This is a genomic window from Paenarthrobacter sp. UW852 (assembly GCF_024608385.1).
Lineage (GTDB): Bacteria > Actinomycetota > Actinomycetes > Actinomycetales > Micrococcaceae > Arthrobacter.
In genome coordinates this window covers 253,087-267,879 of record NZ_JAMSGY010000006.1, presented here as the reverse complement: position 1 = coordinate 267,879, position 14,793 = coordinate 253,087, and the positions used below count along the sequence as shown (strand labels likewise).

Below are 14,793 nucleotides of genomic sequence, written 5' to 3'. Positions count from 1 at the left end.
GTAGGGCCCGATGCCTACGCCGGTAGCCGCAAACCGCCGTCGTGCATTTCCGCGAGACCATCGGTCAGCAAGCCGTCCAAGGCGCGTTCCAACTGTTCGGGTGCCGAGTTGAGGCGGTGCAACGCCGCGAGTGGAATGCCGACGCCGGAGGGCGCGAAGCCGAGGTCGGCGGGCGCCTGTTCGAACATCTCCCGCGGGACAGGTGTGGCAGCCTCACGGAGCACCGCCATCACGGCTCCGCGAACCTGACGGTCGGTGCCGTGCCAGGACTGGCCCTTGGGCGTGTACGACGGCGGCGGCTCACCGGCGGCGAGCCATGCACAGCTTGCGCGGACGGGACAGTCGGCGCACTTGGGGCTGCGGGCGGTGCAGACCATGGCGCCAAGCTCCATGACCGAAGCGTTCCAGCGCACGGACAGTTCCGGATCGAGGGGGAGCAGCGACTCGGCCAGGCGCATCTCCGCGGCGGTCAGCGTTGGTGCCGGAAGGGCGCTCCCGGCAAAGAGCCGTGCGTGGACGCGGCGGATGTTGGTATCCACCACGGTCTCCCGGCGGCCAAAGGCAAAGGCTGCGACGGCGGCGGCCGTGTAACTGCCGACGCCGGGAAGCCCCAGGAGCTCGTCGTAATTGTCGGGCACCGAACCGCCGTGCTGATCCCGGATGGCGACGGCGGCCGCGTGCAGCCGCAAAGCCCGGCGCGGATAACCGAGGCGGCCCCAATGGCGCACGGCTTCTCCGGACGGCTCGTTGGCGAGGTGGGCCGGTGTGGGCCAGCGTTCCATCCAGTCGAACCACACCGGAAGGACGCGGACCACGGGGGTCTGTTGGAGCATGACTTCGCTGACCAGGATTCCCCACGCGCTGCAGTCGGGTTCGCGCCACGGGAGGTCCCTTGCCGTGTCCTCGAACCACTGGTCCAGGGCGTTGTGGAGCGAGGCCAGCTGGAGGGTGTTGGGAAGTGTCATACTGCCAACAACTCTAGTGGATTCCCGCCCGGAGCCGCCCGCCCGCAATCGCATGGCCGACGTCACACAGCCCTGGATTGGGCGCCAGCGGCGTGGAGGTTAGGCACCCCGGCCGCTGCGAGCCTAGCCTAGAACCATGTCCACCAAGGGTAAGCAGCAATCCACCGCGCGCTCATCAGCGCCGGCGAAAGGTGCTGCCCGCGGTTCGTCACCCCAAAGCACCTCCACGAACCGTCGCCGGCCGAGCCCTGCCGTGTACCGCCGTCGTCGGCAGGTAGTCTTCGGTGCCCTGCTGCTGGTGATCGTGCTGCTCGTAGCTGGCATAGTTGCCGTCACCGGGGCGCTTTCCGGGAAGTCAGAACCGCAAGCGGTCGCGTCTCCCGACACAACGCAGGCACCGACGCAAGGGACCGCACCGTCGGGAACGCCGTCGCCTTCGGCTTCCGCTACGCCCGTGTGCGACTTCAACCTCATGACCGTGGCCGCGAAAACCGATAAACCCGCCTACGGTGCTGAGGAAATGCCGCTCCTGACCATGACCATCACCAACGGCGGCGCAGCTCCGTGCGAGGTCAACGTCGGAACGTCACAGATGGAATACCTGGTGATGAGCGGAGCGGACCGCATTTTCTCCTCCAAGGACTGCCAGACAGGCGGCGTGGACCTCATCAAGACCATCCAGCCAGGCAAGAGCGAAACCGCCAACTTCCCGTGGCAGCGCAACCGGACACTGGAAGGCTGCGGAGCCATCAACGCCAAGCCCGGTGCTGGCGGCGCCTATTACACGTTCGAAGCGCGGCTGGGAAACAAGGCCAGCCCCAAAGCCACCTTCCAGCTGAACTAAGCGGCCTCGCGCCTGGCAGGGTCCGACGGCGGCAGTCGCCTTAGAGGAAACGGTCCAGCAGGCTGGCTTCGGCCATGCGGCTCAGGCCCTCGCGGACGGTGCGGGCGCGCTGGTCGCCGATGCCGTCCACAGTCATCAGGTCGTCGATGGTGGCAGCCATGAGGTTCTGCAGGCCACCGAAATAGTCCACCAGGCGGTCGGCCACAGCCTTGGGAACGGACTTGAGTCCGGACAGCAGCCGGTATCCGCGGGGCTGGACTACCGCATCCAACTGTTCCACGCCGCCGGCGAAACCGATGATGTGGGCGATGCGGCTGAGGTCGATCAGCTCCGTGGGCCCAAGGTTGAGGAGGGCCTGGACGGCTTCTTCGATCTGCTCCGGGGTGGCGTCCGGGTCCGAGTAGTCGCGGATAATGACTTCGCTGCCAGGGCCGCGGCCTACCGTGAGCTCTTCCACCTGAAGGGACAACAGGCGTCCATCCTCACCAAGTTCCAGGACGTATTGGGCGATTTCTTCGGAGATGCGACGGACCATCTCCTGCCGCTGAAGCGTGACAGCAACATCCCTGACGGTGACCAGAGCCTCGATTTCGAGGGCCGAAAGCGAGCTGGTGACCTGGTCCAGCCTGGCGCTGTACCGTTCCAGCGTGGCCAGGGCCTGGTTGGCGCGGGCCAGGACCTTCTCCGAACCCTCCAACACGTGGCGCAATCCGTTCACGTACAGGGCGATGATCTGCATGGACTGGCTGACGGAAATGACGGGGACACCGGTTTGGATGGCCACGCGTTCGGCGGTGCGATGCCTGGTGCCGGATTCTTGGGTTTCGATGCTGGAATCCGGAACAAGCTGCACTGCGGCCCGGACGATGTTACTGGCATCCTTGTCGCAGATGATGGCGCCGTCCATCTTGGCGAGCTCGCGCAAACGTGTGGGGGAGAAGTCGATGCCGATATCGAATCCGCCGGAACAGATGGAGTCGATGGTCCTGTCCGATCCGAGCACAATCAAGGCGCCGGTACGTCCACGAAGGATGCGCTCAAGGCCATCACGTAACGGAGTTCCGGGTGCGACTCTGGCCAGGGTCGCCTTGAGCGACTCTTCCGGGCTCCGGGCCATGGGGTTTCCCTTCGAAGGTGCAAGCCTCGGCTTACAAACAAGCTGAATCCGGCATCAGGGGACACGCGAAGAAATGCCCCTTTGACGACTAGCACCATGATAGGGCTTCCGGACGCCATTAACCGCACCAGCAAGCCCCAAAGTGGGTCATTTCGTTATGTTCGGGCAGCCGCGGAAGAGGCTACATTCGGCTCTGCGGCGGGGCCCACTTTGGGAAAGCAGCCCGTTGACGTGGGCGGATATAACAAGTTGGTGTAGTTAATTGCGCGCGGGCCAATCCACTCAGTAATCCACTTGCCGCTTCATCTTGTTGCCCAGCCACATCATCGCCAGGCTCACCACGAGGAAACCCACGGAAATGGCCAGCGCGAAGATCACGACGCCACCCCAACCACCGGCCCGGGCAGGATCAATGAACCAGTACGGGTACCAATTGACCAAAGCTCCCCGGATCAGGCTGTAGGCCAGGTACCCAATGGGGTACAGCAGCCAATACCAGATGTGCTTCGGCCGGAGGGTGGTCCTCGGCGGCTGGAAGAGCCAGTCCGCCACCATCACCACGGGCATCAGGTAGTGCACCACGAAGTTAACCCAGGGCAGCAGGGAACCGAGGTCCTCCCCGGCCAGAAGAGCACCGAACACCAGGCCCACCACGGCCATGGCGATCGTGGCCGTGCCGCGCGTGACGTCGTCAGCCTCGCTGGGCCGCTTCCGGACCAGGACCCTGTACCCGCTGATCAGCAGCACAAGTGCCGCGAAGATGTTGGACAGGTTGGTGAAGTAGGAGAAGAAATTCCAGACGTCGTACCCCAAGCCCACATGAACCGTCAGCTGCGCACCAACAGCCACCAAGGTCAAAAGGCCAAAGAAGAAGCGTCCCCCAATAAGCACATTCCGCTTTGTCATGGACCAGTCCTTGCCGTGGGCTGGCAGGGCTGGTCCGGGCCGTACTGGAACCATTCCGGCAACGCAGCTGTGAAGGCTTCCCGCACGGCCGGCGTGTTGGAAACAGTCCAGTCAACGCGGCCCTTGACCTCGATTTCCTGCTTGTCCCATTCGAACCAGTTGATCATCTTCAGCAAGGGGAACTGCTGATGGGTTGCAGGGCTGAAGACCTGGTTCCACCAGGCCTCCTTGATGGCCAGTTCCTGTTCCCCTCCGGCCGACGGAGCGAAGAGCGCCGCCGTTTCAGGGATGGCTACCGGCTTGCCGTGCTGGACGCCGTAGACGTTGTAGAAATCGGGCAGCAGCGTGTCGTCGCCGTTGGCGCCGGAATAGGTTCCCGTGAGCTGCTGCGTGAATTTGTTGGGCTCAGGGAGTTCGTTCTCACCCCACGGATATTTGTTGCCCCAGTGGTACAGCGACATGCCCACCCAGTCCACGGCCTCATCACCCGGGTAATAGGGCGAATACGCGTCATCGTTCATCGTCAGTGCGCCGTCGCCGTTGGTGTCCAAAGCAGCGAATTCCAGGGTCCCCGGCTTGGCCTCGAACTGGCCACCGGCGAAGGGGTAACCGCCGCCGTAGTTGGGTGCCCACATCATGGCTGAACCGGGCGCGTCCCTATGTACTGCCTTGGCCAGAGTCTGAAACGCGGCCACGTATTTTTGGGGCTGCTGCGACCACGCGTACCAGGAGCCGTTCATCTCGTGCGCGAACCGGACGATGACCGGGACGCCCTCCTTGTTGAACCGCGCCAAGTCCTTGGCCAAGGCCGTGGCTGTGTCATCGGTGACGGCGTTCAAGCCCTGGGCAGGCTCCAGCGTCAGGAGCATCATGCGGCCGTCTGCGTGGATCTGCTCAACGGCCTTCTGGAGGTCTTCTTCATCCTTGGGTGTCAACGGAAAGCCGGTGAACGAAACACTGACGGCGGGTTTGTGGCCCAGGTCTTTGGTGAATGTCGCCAAGGACTTGGAATGGTAATCCAGATTGACGCCAAACAACGTCCCGTTCGCCGGGGCCAGTTCGCTTCGCGGAGTGACTTCGCAGGCCGCGGCCGACGGCGTTGCAGCTGCCTCCCGCTGGGACAGTGAGTTGGCGAAGTTAACCCCGGCTATACCGAGTACCGCCAAGCCAATCACCGTCGGCAACGTGAACGCCCTCAACAGCTCGGCGCGGTTCTCCTTGCGGGACGCGCTGTCTTCCACTGGTTGCTCCCCCAAAAACAAACACCGAGCCTTCCTGAGCTGCGCTTTCGTCCTATCCTAGGGATCCGCGGTCCGCGGCTCAATCATGATGCCTGAGTAATCAGCAACTCCAAGGCCTCTGCCAAGTGGCCCACCTCGCGCACAGAGAAGCCCTCGGGAATCACACCTGCCCCCGCCGGGCTTGCCGGAACGATCGCGTGGGTGAATCCGAGACGGTGTGCCTCCTGGATGCGCTGGTTGATTCCGGGAACAGGACGGACCTCGCCGGCCAGCCCGACTTCGCCGAAAGCGATGAGTCTCTGGGGGAGTGCCTTCCGCGACTTCGCCGAGGCAACAGCCAACGCCACCGCCAGGTCAGTGGCCGGTTCCGTCAGCTTCACCCCGCCCACGGTGGCGACGTAGGAGTCATCCTTGTGCAGCATGCACCCGGCCCGTTGTTGAAGGACCGCCAGCAGCATGGCCACCCGGGAGCTTTCCAGTCCGCTTGTTGCGCGCCGGGGCTGGGAATTGGGGCTCTCCGCGAGGAGCGATTGCACCTCGGCGAGCAGGGGGCGCCGGCCCTCCATGGTCACCGTGATGCACGTGCCGGACACCGGTTCACGCGTGCGCGACACGAAAAGCCCGCTTGGGTCCGCCAGGCCTTCAATGCCGGACTCGTTGAGGTCGAAGCAGCCGACATCGTCCGTGGCACCATAGCGGTTTTTGACCGCCCGCAGCAGGCGAAGGCGGGAGTGACGCTCGCCTTCGAACTGGCACACCACATCCACCAGGTGCTCCAGCAGGCGTGGCCCGGCGATGGTGCCTTCCTTGGTCACGTGGCCCACCAAAAGGGTTGTCATGTTTCGTCGTTTGGCAGCGGCGATGATCGAGGCAGCTACCTCACGTACCTGTGACACACCGCCCGCACTGCCCTCCACGTCTGCACTGCTGAGCGTCTGGACGGAGTCGACAATGAGCAGCTTCGGCTCAAGCTTTTCCACTTGGCCAAGGGCCTGTCCCAGATCCGTCTCAGCTGAGAGGTAGAGGGTGTGCGCGACGGCGTCAATCCGTTCGGCGCGCAGCTTCACCTGAGCGGCAGACTCCTCGCCGGTGACGTACAGGACGTCCTGGCCCGTGCGCGCGAACTTTGCCGCGACGTCCAGCAGTAGCGTGGACTTTCCGACGCCGGGTTCCCCGGCCAGGAGGATGACAGCGCCTGGCACAAGCCCTCCACCGAGTACGCGGTCGAGTTCGTCCACCCCGGTAGGCAGGAACGCGGCGGTTGTTCCATCTACCTCAGCGATACGGCGGGCCGGTTCCAGGACGGTGGCAGCCGCCGTCGTACGTGCCACTGTGGCGCCGTATTCCTCCACGGTTCCCCATGCCTGGCATTCGCCGCAGCGGCCCACCCACTTGATGGCCGTCCAGCCGCATTCGGCGCACTTGTAGGCGGGGGTCTTTGATGCGCGGGAAGTCTTTGAAGCCATGGGTCCAAGCGTAGTGGCGGGGGCCGACACTATTGGCCCAGCAGGAGCTACAGCGGTGGGAGGACCGTCCGTGCCTCTTCCGGTTCCATCCCGCTGGCCTCCAGCAGGTCCACCATGAGAGGGCGGAACAGCATGACCACGGTCTCGCCCTCGAGCCGTTGGACGTCGAGCATCTTCGGGTGGAGCCGGGCGGCGATGTCACTGAGGTCGTTCCGGGCGCGCCGCAGATGGACCCGCCGGGTACCCTCGCTTTGTTCGGCGAGCCCGATGGTCATCTCGTCTATTGCGGCCGCGGTTTCCTGCAGGACCTCGGAGATGCTGTCGATCGCTTCGTCGGAGAGTGCCGCGTGGTTGATGGCACTGGTCAGGCGTCGCGCGAACACGCGGCTGTTGCGCAAGGCCAGATCGATGTACTCCAACGAATGTTCCAGGCTTGCCAGTTCGTCACGGTGCCTCCGGTGTGCGGGAGCAAGTGTGGCTACCTCGCCGGAAGCACGCAGGGTCTGCCGCATCCTGTCCACCAACGGTTGGCAATTGCGGCCGCGGATCAGGGCGTGCCAGGCCATGGTGGAATCGCTCTCGATCATGGCGTTGGCGCATTCCCGCAACACTTCGGCGAGCTCGTGCAGGATCTGTTGGACGTCCTTGCGCGGCTCCCTGCGCGGATCCTTGGGCACCAGGATGGTCACCAGCAGCGCACACACGCCACCCACCACAGCATCAATGCTGCGCGTGAACGGCCCGCCGGCCGGAGCCGGAAGCAGCACCACCAACAACGACTGCAGCCCCAGTTGGGTAGTGAAGATGGTGCCGCTGTCCAGGAACCTGGCCAACAGGATGGAGAAGAGAAGAACGACGGCGGCCTGCCAGATCCCAGCGCCCAGCCAGTGGAGCAGCAAGTCGCCAACAACGATCCCGAGGGTGCAGCCAAGGCCCACCTCGATAACCCGGCGCAGGCGGGGGTCCCGGGAGAAGCCCAAGGCAATCAGGGACGACGTGGCAGCGAACAGGGGACCCTGGTGGCCCAGCACGTATTCGGCAAAGGCGTAGGCACCAACGGCGCACACTGTCATTTGGATTGCCGGTGTCAACGAATTCCGGCTGCGAACCAAGCCGGTCCGGACCCTGGCGCGCAGAAACCTCTTGCTTGCAGAAAATCCCTTCGCGGCAGCCATGTGCTCCAGTCTATTTGTCCTGGCATCCGCAACGACGGCAACCCGGGCGACGCTCAAGGTGGCGCGCGCCACATCACCCAATGGTCCGCCGTCGTTCATCTCCTGTTCACCTTCCACCACAGGTCCCGTTACCTGCGCTCCTTACCTTCAGTAAAGGAACAAAAAGGTCCACAGCTCGCGCACGCCGAAATCTCCGTTCGGCCCGCATCGAAGAATCCCTGGAAGGGGCACATCCAAGTGAAGGCAACTCACTTCGGCCGCAACGCGGCAATCGCGGTCATCGCAGCCGGCGCTCTCGCGCTCACTGCTTGCGGTTCAGACAACGCAACGGGCACTCCGGCCGGCACCCAGTCGGCAGCCTCCGGAACCAAGGTCACCGGCACCCTGACCGGCATTGGCGCCTCCTCCACCGGCGCAGCAATGGACGCCTGGAAGGCCGGCTTCGCCACCGCAAACCAGGGCGCCACCGTGCAGTACTCCCCGGATGGCTCCGGCGCAGGCCGCAAGGCGATCATCGACGGCTCGGCACAGTTCGCCGGCTCGGACGCCTACCTGAAGGACGACGAGTTTGCTGCCTCCAAGGCCAAGTGCGGCCCCGAGGGTGCCATCAACCTCCCGGTCTACATCTCCCCGATCGCCGTCGCCTTCAACATTCCCAACGTCAAGGAACTGAAGCTCGACGCCGCTACGGTCGCCAAACTCTTCCGCGGCGAAATCGCCAACTGGAACGACCCCGCAATCGCCGCCCTCAACGCAGGCGTTACGCTCCCGGACCTCAAGGTCACCCCGGTGAACCGCTCTGACGATTCCGGCACCACCAGCAACTTCACCGACTACCTGGCAGCTGCAGCTCCCGAGGTCTGGACCGACAAGGCTGCCGGCGTATGGCCCGCATCCCTGAAGGGCGAAAACGCCAAGGGCACCTCCGGCGTCGTCAAGACCGTCACCGACACCCCCGGCGCCGTGACCTACGCTGACGACTCCGCTGTTTCCGGCAAGCTCGGTACCGCTTCCATCAAGGTCGGCGAAGAGTTCGTCAAGATCTCCGCAGACGCTGCCGCCAAGGCTGTCGAAGCCGGCAAGCCTGTTGACGGCCGCGCCGCCAACGACGTCGCCATCAAGCTGGACCGCAAGACCACCGCAGCGGGCGCCTACCCCGTAGTCCTCGTCTCGTACCACGTTGTCTGCACCACCTACGAGACCAAGGCAGTTGCCGATCTGGTCAAGGCCTTCGAAACCTACGTCGTTTCCGACGAAGGACAGAAGACCGCAGCTGACGCCGCAAAGTCCGCACCGCTCTCCAAGACGCTGCAAGACAAGGCCAAGGCCGCTATCGAAACCATCAAGGCCAAGGCCTAAGGTTTCCCGGCGGGTTTGCTGAACCCGGCTGAACACTGAAGTTCCCTGTCCCGCACTACGGTGGCCACCGCGGCACCGGACCGGGGCAGGGAACTTAGCCATGTAAGACCAGTTCACTCCAGACTGAAGGATCGTGAAGTGACCACCAACTCCCTGACAACCTCCCAAGGCGCAGGACGCGCCGGGGACAAGGTTTTCTCCGGGGCCGCCATGGCCGCAGGGTGCCTGATTCTCGCGGTTCTCTTCGGAGTCGCGTTGTTCCTTGTGGTGCAGGCGATCCCTGCGTTGACCGCACCTCCCGAGAGCATCCAGGGCGGCCACGGCTTCTTCGCCTACATCGCCCCGATCGTGGTGGGCACGCTCATCGCGGCTGTGATCGCCCTCGTCATCGCCACTCCGGTAGCGATCGGCGTGGCCCTGTTCATCTCGCACTACGCCCCACGCCGGCTCGCTTCCGGCCTCGGCTATGTGGTGGACCTCCTCGCAGCCATCCCCTCCGTCGTCTACGGCGCATGGGGTGCGGCCTTCCTGGCCAAGGAAATCTCTCCGGCGTATGACTGGCTGGCCAACAACCTCGGCTGGATCCCGATCTTCGCGGGTCCGGCATCCGCAACCGGCAAGACCATCCTGACCGCAGGCATCGTACTGTCCGTCATGGTCCTTCCCATCATCACCTCCCTGTCCCGCGAAATCTTCCTGCAGACCCCCAAGCTGCACGAAGAAGCAGCGCTCGCACTGGGAGCAACCCGCTGGGAAATGATCAAGATGGCCGTGCTGCCCTTCGGTCGCCCGGGCATCGTCAGCGCGATCATGCTGGGCCTCGGCCGCGCACTGGGAGAGACCATGGCTGTTGCCCTGGTGCTGTCCTCCGGCGTCCTGACCGCCAGCCTTATCCAGTCCGGCAACCAGACCATCGCCGCCGAGATCGCCCTGAACTTCCCCGAAGCCAGCGGCCTCAAGGTCAACACCCTGATCGCGGCCGGCCTGGTGCTGTTCGTCATCACCCTGGGTGTGAACATGATCGCCCGCTGGATCATCACCCGGCACAAAGAATTCTCGGGAGCCAACTAAATGACCGCCACAGCAGTCCGTAAACGCTCCGCGCTCACGAAGGGCCAACTGCCCAAGTCCGCGCCCTACATTGTGCTGGCCGTCGCGCTCGTCGTGGGTGCGGCCATCCTGGCGCTGATCGGTTTCAATGCCTTCGGCTGGGGCCTGGTCTCCGCGATACTGTTCGCAGTGGGCCTCGTGTCCTGGAGCGGAGCCGTTGAAGGTGCCCGTAAAGCCAAGGACCGGCTCGCGACCTGCCTGGTTGTCGGTGCCTTCCTGATCGCGCTCCTGCCGCTGATTTCGGTGATCTGGACCGTGCTGGTCAACGGCATCCCGGGCCTCATCACCCCCGGCTTCCTGGGCACCTCCATGAACGGTGTCACCGGCGCCTTCGACAACAAAGCAGCGGAAGACGGTGCGCCCGTCCTTGGCGGTATCTACCACGCCCTGCTTGGCACCATCCAGATCACGCTTCTTGCCACGGTCATTTCCGTGCCTGTTGGCCTGTTGACCTCCATCTACCTGGTGGAATACGGCAACGACCGTCCGCTGGCCCGCGCCATCACGTTCTTCGTGGATGTCATGACAGGCATCCCGTCGATCGTGGCCGGCCTCTTCGCGGCAGCGTTCTTCTTCGCCATCGTCGGCCCCGGCACCAAGACCGGTGCGGTAGCCGCCGTCGCGCTTTCCGTCCTGATGATCCCGGTGGTGGTCCGCTCCAGCGAGGAAATGCTGAAGATCGTCCCTAACGAACTTCGCGAGGCCTCCTACGCGCTGGGCGTCCGTAAATGGCGCACCATCACCAAGGTGGTCATTCCGACGGCGATCTCCGGCATTGCGTCGGGCGTCACCTTGGCGATCGCACGCGTTATCGGCGAAACCGCGCCGATCCTGGTGACCGCAGGCTTTGCCACCACCATCAACAACAACGTGTTTGGCGGCTGGATGGCCTCGCTGCCCACGTTCATTTACACGCAGATCCTCAACCCGACGTCGCCGTCCAACCCTGGCCCCTCGGACCAGCGTGCATGGGGCGCCGCGCTGGTGCTGATCATCCTGGTGATGCTCCTGAACCTCGGAGCCCGCCTCATCGCCCGCATCTTCGCTCCGAAAACAGGACGCTAGCCGGGCCTGGCCCTTCAGGCCACGTTTACACTTCCAGAACCCCCAAGGAACAAAGGAACACCATGTCTAAGCGCATCGACGTCAAAGACCTGAATGTCTACTACGGCAATTTCCTGGCCGTTGAGGACGTCAACATCAACATCGAAGCCAAGTCCGTCACGGCCTTCATCGGCCCGTCCGGTTGCGGCAAGTCCACTTTCCTCCGCACGCTGAACCGCATGCACGAGGTCCTTCCCGGCGCACGCGTCGAGGGCGAGGTCCTGCTGGACGGGGACAACCTGTACGGCCCCGGTGTTGACCCGGTGACTGTGCGCACCCAGGTGGGCATGGTTTTCCAGCGGCCCAACCCGTTCCCCACCATGTCCATCCGCGACAACGTGCTGGCCGGCGTGAAGCTGAACAACAAGAAGATCTCCAAGGGCGCAGCAGATGCGCTGGTGGAGAAGTCCCTGGTGGGCGCCAACCTGTGGAACGAGGTCAAGGACCGCCTGGACAAGCCCGGTTCCGGCCTCTCCGGCGGCCAGCAGCAGCGGCTCTGCATTGCCCGTGCCATCGCCGTTGAACCCCAGGTGATCCTCATGGACGAGCCCTGCTCCGCGCTGGACCCCATCTCCACACTGGCCGTTGAGGACCTCATCAACGAGCTCAAGGACCAGTACACCGTGGTGATCGTGACCCACAACATGCAGCAGGCCGCCCGCGTTTCGGACAAGACCGCGTTCTTCAACATCGCCGGCACCGGCAAGCCCGGCAAGCTGATCGAGTTCGCTGACACCACCAGCATCTTCAACAACCCGGCCCAGAAGGCCACGGAAGACTACGTCTCCGGGCGCTTCGGATAAGCGGGAGGTAGGGTTCCGGCTTCTATGGGGGGAGCCGGCACATAACGACGGCGGCCGTCGCCTTGGGGGTACGGCCGCCGTCGTTTTTTCTTGCCCTAGTTAGGCAGTTTAGCGAGGGGGGAGAACGCCAATTCGAGAATGAAGGCGACGACGGCGGTCACCACCGGGGTTGCCACCCACAGCAGGAGGATCCTCCGCACCAGCCAGCGGTTGACGGTGTGGAAGCGCTGGTTGATCCCGGAACCGAGGACGGACGCCGTCAAGGTGTGGGTGGTGGAGAGCGGCAGCTGGAAGCCGATCGCACCGATGAAGAGCATGACGGACGTGAGGGTCTGGGCCACGAATCCACGCAGGGGATCTATCCGGATGAGCTTATGGCCCAGGGTGTGCGAGATCCTCCAGCCGCCCAACATCGTTCCCGCGGTGAGCATGACGGCCGTGAGCAGCAGGATCCACAGCGGCACGTTGTCCCCGCCTGACAACCCCGCGGCCACCATTGCCAGGAGAATGACCGCTGCTGTGCGCTGCCCGTCCTGGAGTCCGTGGCCGAAGGCGACTGCTGCGGTGGAGACGGCTTGTGCGCGCCGGAAACGTCTGTTCACCACATTGGGTTGCGTATAGCGGGCAGCCCAGGTGACCGGCCACACCAGCAGGTAGGCCGCCCCAAAGGCTATCAACGGGGACAGTACCAGGGGCAGGACCACTTGGGTCAGCAGGACGCCGTCCACCCCGCCGATCGAGCTTTCGCCCACCAGGATGCTTGCGCTGCCGGCACCAATCAGGCCGCCCACCAGCGAGTTCGTGGAGGACAGGGGAACGCCCTTCCACCACGCGTAGATACCCCACAAGATGGAGGCTGCCAAGGCTGAAGCGAGCATGGTCAGGCCGCCGGGGCCTGCAGGCAACGTAATCCACGATTGCGTGAAGGCGAGGATGAAGGTGCCGCTCAGCATGGCGCCCACAAAGTTGAAGATTGCCGCCAAAAGCACGGCGATGGACGGCGTCAGGGCGCGGGTCCGGGTGGACAGGGCCACCGCGTTGGAGACATCGCGGAAACCGTTGAGGAACGCGAACCCAGAGGCAAGCCCCACCACAAGGACAAGGAAGACGATGGTCACGTCAGGATTCCTTGACGATGATGCTGCCTACCTGGGTGGCGACCTTCCGCATGTCCTTGGTTACTTCCACCAGCTGGTTGGCGATGTCCCGGTGCCGTGCGTACTGCGCCGATTTCATGTCCTTGAGCATCTCGGCGACCCAGATCCGGTGGGTCCGTTCCGCGCGCTTGGCCAGGCGGAGGATCTCGATCCAGTAGTCCTCCAGCTCGTCCAGGTCTTCAAGCTTCCGCATGGCATCCACGGTGAGCTCGGCTTGGCGGCTGATGATTTCCAATTGGTCTGCGGCACGCTTGGGCAGCCGGTCCAGTTTGTAGAGGGACACCAGGTCGCCCGCGGCGTCAAGCTTCTCCATCGCCTCGTTGAGGTGGCGGGAGAGGGTGTACATGTCCTCGCGGGGGAGTGGATTCACGAAGCTGGTGCGCATGTGAGTCAGGAGGGCGAAGTGCAGGTCCAGGGACTTGGACTCGTGCTCGTGCAGTTCTTCGGCGAGGCGCTGGTGTTCGCTGGCCTGGGCTCCGAGGATTTCTGAGAGCGTCCCGGTGGCGGCCACGATGACACTGGCCATCTGCGCGAGCAGTACGAGTCCGGCGGGTTCCTGGGGGAAAAGGCGCAGCTTCATGTCGCTTCCGGGCTGGGGACGGATAGGGCGGCGGACGGCTTGACTTGACGCAGCCCGTTTCGTCCCCAACTTTACCGGTCCCGCGCGCCTGCTTGGTGAGCGCCCCGGCCCCGAAGGGCAGAGCTCCCCATCGCCGCGCCCCTTTCATCCATGCAAGACTTGGCGCGTCAATGAATTTATCCACTCAATGGGGGAATCGTGCGCATCAACAACACTGTGAAGATCACCAGCCTTGCGGCGGCGGGATTGCTCGCCTTGACCGCCTGTGGAGCTACTGCCACCAGCACGACGTCGGGTGGTTCCGAACCGTCGTCGTCCTCCTCTTCGGCGGCCTCAGCGGCCCCGTCCTCCTCCGCCTCCGCCTCGGCAGGTTCCGACGGGGCTGCAGCATCCTCGGGCTCGTACAAGGCAGCGGCCTGGGCCCTCCCGATCACGGACAAGGGCGACAAGCTTGGCAGCATGAAGGGCGACAGCTTCAGCGTCGACATCTACCAAGTGGCCACGGATGTAGCCTCCAAGGACAGCATGTTCCTGGACAAGGAAACCAAGGAAAACCTGCTGAAGAAGGGTGCGCCGATCGTCTACGTGAACTACGTGGTCACCAACACATCATCCGCTGACATCCCCTTGAGCCACTCGCTGGTCACTCCCAGCGCCAAGTACGCGGACTGGAAGTACCTCGGTGGCATGCCGTCCGACTCCAGCAGCGATGGCTTCAAGAAGTACGGGCTGAGCAGCTCAGGCATGAAGCTCAAGGAAAAGGACCCGTTCGTGTTGAAATCGGGCGAATCCTTCAATATCGCGGAGAACTTCGGCTACACGCCCGGCAAGGAGGCTGAGATCTCGGCCACCATGACTCCTGCGGCGGCGGACGGAAAGCTGGATCACGACAAGAAGGAACAGGCCAAAACCACGGTCACCCTGAAGTAGTTCGGCGCATATGCCCGGGTCCGGCCAAGTGCTGGC

General features: G+C 63.9%; 14 protein-coding genes. 6 read left to right on the top strand and 8 right to left on the bottom strand.

Translation table 11 applies throughout. The annotated features are described in order from the left end of the window. Nucleotides 1-14: 14 nt before the first annotated feature. On the bottom strand, nucleotides 15-965 hold the full coding sequence (locus NEK97_RS12970; RefSeq protein ID WP_257370307.1) for an A/G-specific adenine glycosylase: 951 nt from the start codon (nucleotides 963-965) through the stop codon (nucleotides 15-17). Between the two features lie 136 nt (nucleotides 966-1,101). Between NEK97_RS12970 and NEK97_RS12965 the strand changes: the two genes are divergently transcribed. Continuing rightward, a complete protein-coding gene (locus NEK97_RS12965) occupies nucleotides 1,102-1,809 on the top strand; it encodes a hypothetical protein (RefSeq protein WP_257370306.1) in 708 nt (235 codons plus the stop codon). Between the two features lie 40 nt (nucleotides 1,810-1,849). Here the strand turns inward: NEK97_RS12965 and disA are convergent, their stop codons facing one another. The 5 genes from disA to NEK97_RS12940 form a co-directional block, all read right to left on the bottom strand. Further along, entirely contained in the window at nucleotides 1,850-2,926 is a 1,077-nt protein-coding gene (disA, locus tag NEK97_RS12960; protein WP_235520341.1) for a DNA integrity scanning diadenylate cyclase DisA, read from the bottom strand. A gap of 282 nt (nucleotides 2,927-3,208) precedes the next feature. After that, a complete protein-coding gene (locus NEK97_RS12955) occupies nucleotides 3,209-3,832 on the bottom strand; it encodes a Pr6Pr family membrane protein (RefSeq protein WP_257370305.1) in 624 nt (207 codons plus the stop codon). Beyond that, nucleotides 3,829-5,073: a glycosyl hydrolase gene (locus NEK97_RS12950; RefSeq protein WP_257370304.1), complete on the bottom strand. Its 1,245-nt coding sequence runs from the start codon at nucleotides 5,071-5,073 to the stop codon at nucleotides 3,829-3,831. The genes NEK97_RS12955 and NEK97_RS12950 overlap by 4 nt, the downstream gene beginning before the upstream one ends. A gap of 83 nt (nucleotides 5,074-5,156) precedes the next feature. Continuing rightward, a complete protein-coding gene (gene radA / locus NEK97_RS12945; RefSeq protein ID WP_235520338.1) occupies nucleotides 5,157-6,539 on the bottom strand; it encodes a DNA repair protein RadA in 1,383 nt (460 codons plus the stop codon). A 47-nt stretch (nucleotides 6,540-6,586) separates the two neighbouring features. Beyond that, the gene (locus tag NEK97_RS12940; protein ID WP_257370335.1) at nucleotides 6,587-7,714 is read right to left on the bottom strand and encodes an aromatic acid exporter family protein; all 1,128 of its coding nucleotides are present in this window, start codon (nucleotides 7,712-7,714) and stop codon (nucleotides 6,587-6,589) included. A gap of 237 nt (nucleotides 7,715-7,951) precedes the next feature. Between NEK97_RS12940 and pstS the strand changes: the two genes are divergently transcribed. From pstS to pstB, 4 genes are all read left to right on the top strand, one after another. After that, complete coding sequence (pstS, locus tag NEK97_RS12935) at nucleotides 7,952-9,073, top strand: phosphate ABC transporter substrate-binding protein PstS (RefSeq protein ID WP_257370303.1); 1,122 nt, start codon at nucleotides 7,952-7,954, stop codon at nucleotides 9,071-9,073. Between the two features lie 138 nt (nucleotides 9,074-9,211). Next, the gene (gene pstC / locus NEK97_RS12930; RefSeq protein ID WP_235520335.1) at nucleotides 9,212-10,144 is read left to right on the top strand and encodes a phosphate ABC transporter permease subunit PstC; all 933 of its coding nucleotides are present in this window, start codon (nucleotides 9,212-9,214) and stop codon (nucleotides 10,142-10,144) included. Then, nucleotides 10,145-11,248 (top strand): phosphate ABC transporter permease PstA, encoded by a 1,104-nt coding sequence (gene pstA / locus NEK97_RS12925; protein ID WP_257370302.1) that lies wholly within the window; start codon nucleotides 10,145-10,147, stop codon nucleotides 11,246-11,248. It abuts the gene before it with no gap. A gap of 62 nt (nucleotides 11,249-11,310) precedes the next feature. Further along, entirely contained in the window at nucleotides 11,311-12,090 is a 780-nt protein-coding gene (gene pstB / locus NEK97_RS12920) for a phosphate ABC transporter ATP-binding protein PstB (RefSeq protein ID WP_235520333.1), read from the top strand. A 95-nt stretch (nucleotides 12,091-12,185) separates the two neighbouring features. Here pstB and NEK97_RS12915 read toward each other — a convergent pair whose 3' ends face one another. Next, nucleotides 12,186-13,208: an inorganic phosphate transporter gene (locus NEK97_RS12915; protein ID WP_257370301.1), complete on the bottom strand. Its 1,023-nt coding sequence runs from the start codon at nucleotides 13,206-13,208 to the stop codon at nucleotides 12,186-12,188. A 1-nt stretch (nucleotide 13,209) separates the two neighbouring features. Beyond that, on the bottom strand, nucleotides 13,210-13,827 hold the full coding sequence (locus NEK97_RS12910; protein ID WP_257370300.1) for a DUF47 domain-containing protein: 618 nt from the start codon (nucleotides 13,825-13,827) through the stop codon (nucleotides 13,210-13,212). A gap of 198 nt (nucleotides 13,828-14,025) precedes the next feature. Here NEK97_RS12910 and NEK97_RS12905 point away from each other — a divergent pair, with 198 nt between their 5' ends. After that, entirely contained in the window at nucleotides 14,026-14,757 is a 732-nt protein-coding gene (locus NEK97_RS12905) for a hypothetical protein (protein WP_257370299.1), read from the top strand. The last annotated feature ends 36 nt before the right edge of the window (nucleotides 14,758-14,793 follow it).

What these genes read in the sequence shown, in the direction of transcription:
- pstA (WP_257370302.1), top strand. Translation starts at nt 10,145, where the DNA reads ATGACCGCCACAGCAGTCCGTAAACGCTCCGCGCTCACGAAGGGCCAA.
- pstB (WP_235520333.1), top strand. Translation starts at nt 11,311, where the DNA reads ATGTCTAAGCGCATCGACGTCAAAGACCTGAATGTCTACTACGGCAAT.
- NEK97_RS12955 (WP_257370305.1), bottom strand. Translation starts at nt 3,832, where the DNA reads ATGACAAAGCGGAATGTGCTTATTGGGGGACGCTTCTTCTTTGGCCTT.
- NEK97_RS12965 (WP_257370306.1), top strand. Translation starts at nt 1,102, where the DNA reads ATGTCCACCAAGGGTAAGCAGCAATCCACCGCGCGCTCATCAGCGCCG.
- NEK97_RS12910 (WP_257370300.1), bottom strand. Translation starts at nt 13,827, where the DNA reads ATGAAGCTGCGCCTTTTCCCCCAGGAACCCGCCGGACTCGTACTGCTC.
- NEK97_RS12970 (WP_257370307.1), bottom strand. Translation starts at nt 965, where the DNA reads ATGACACTTCCCAACACCCTCCAGCTGGCCTCGCTCCACAACGCCCTG.
- disA (WP_235520341.1), bottom strand. Translation starts at nt 2,926, where the DNA reads ATGGCCCGGAGCCCGGAAGAGTCGCTCAAGGCGACCCTGGCCAGAGTC.
- NEK97_RS12940 (WP_257370335.1), bottom strand. Translation starts at nt 7,714, where the DNA reads ATGGCTGCCGCGAAGGGATTTTCTGCAAGCAAGAGGTTTCTGCGCGCC.
- radA (WP_235520338.1), bottom strand. Translation starts at nt 6,539, where the DNA reads ATGGCTTCAAAGACTTCCCGCGCATCAAAGACCCCCGCCTACAAGTGC.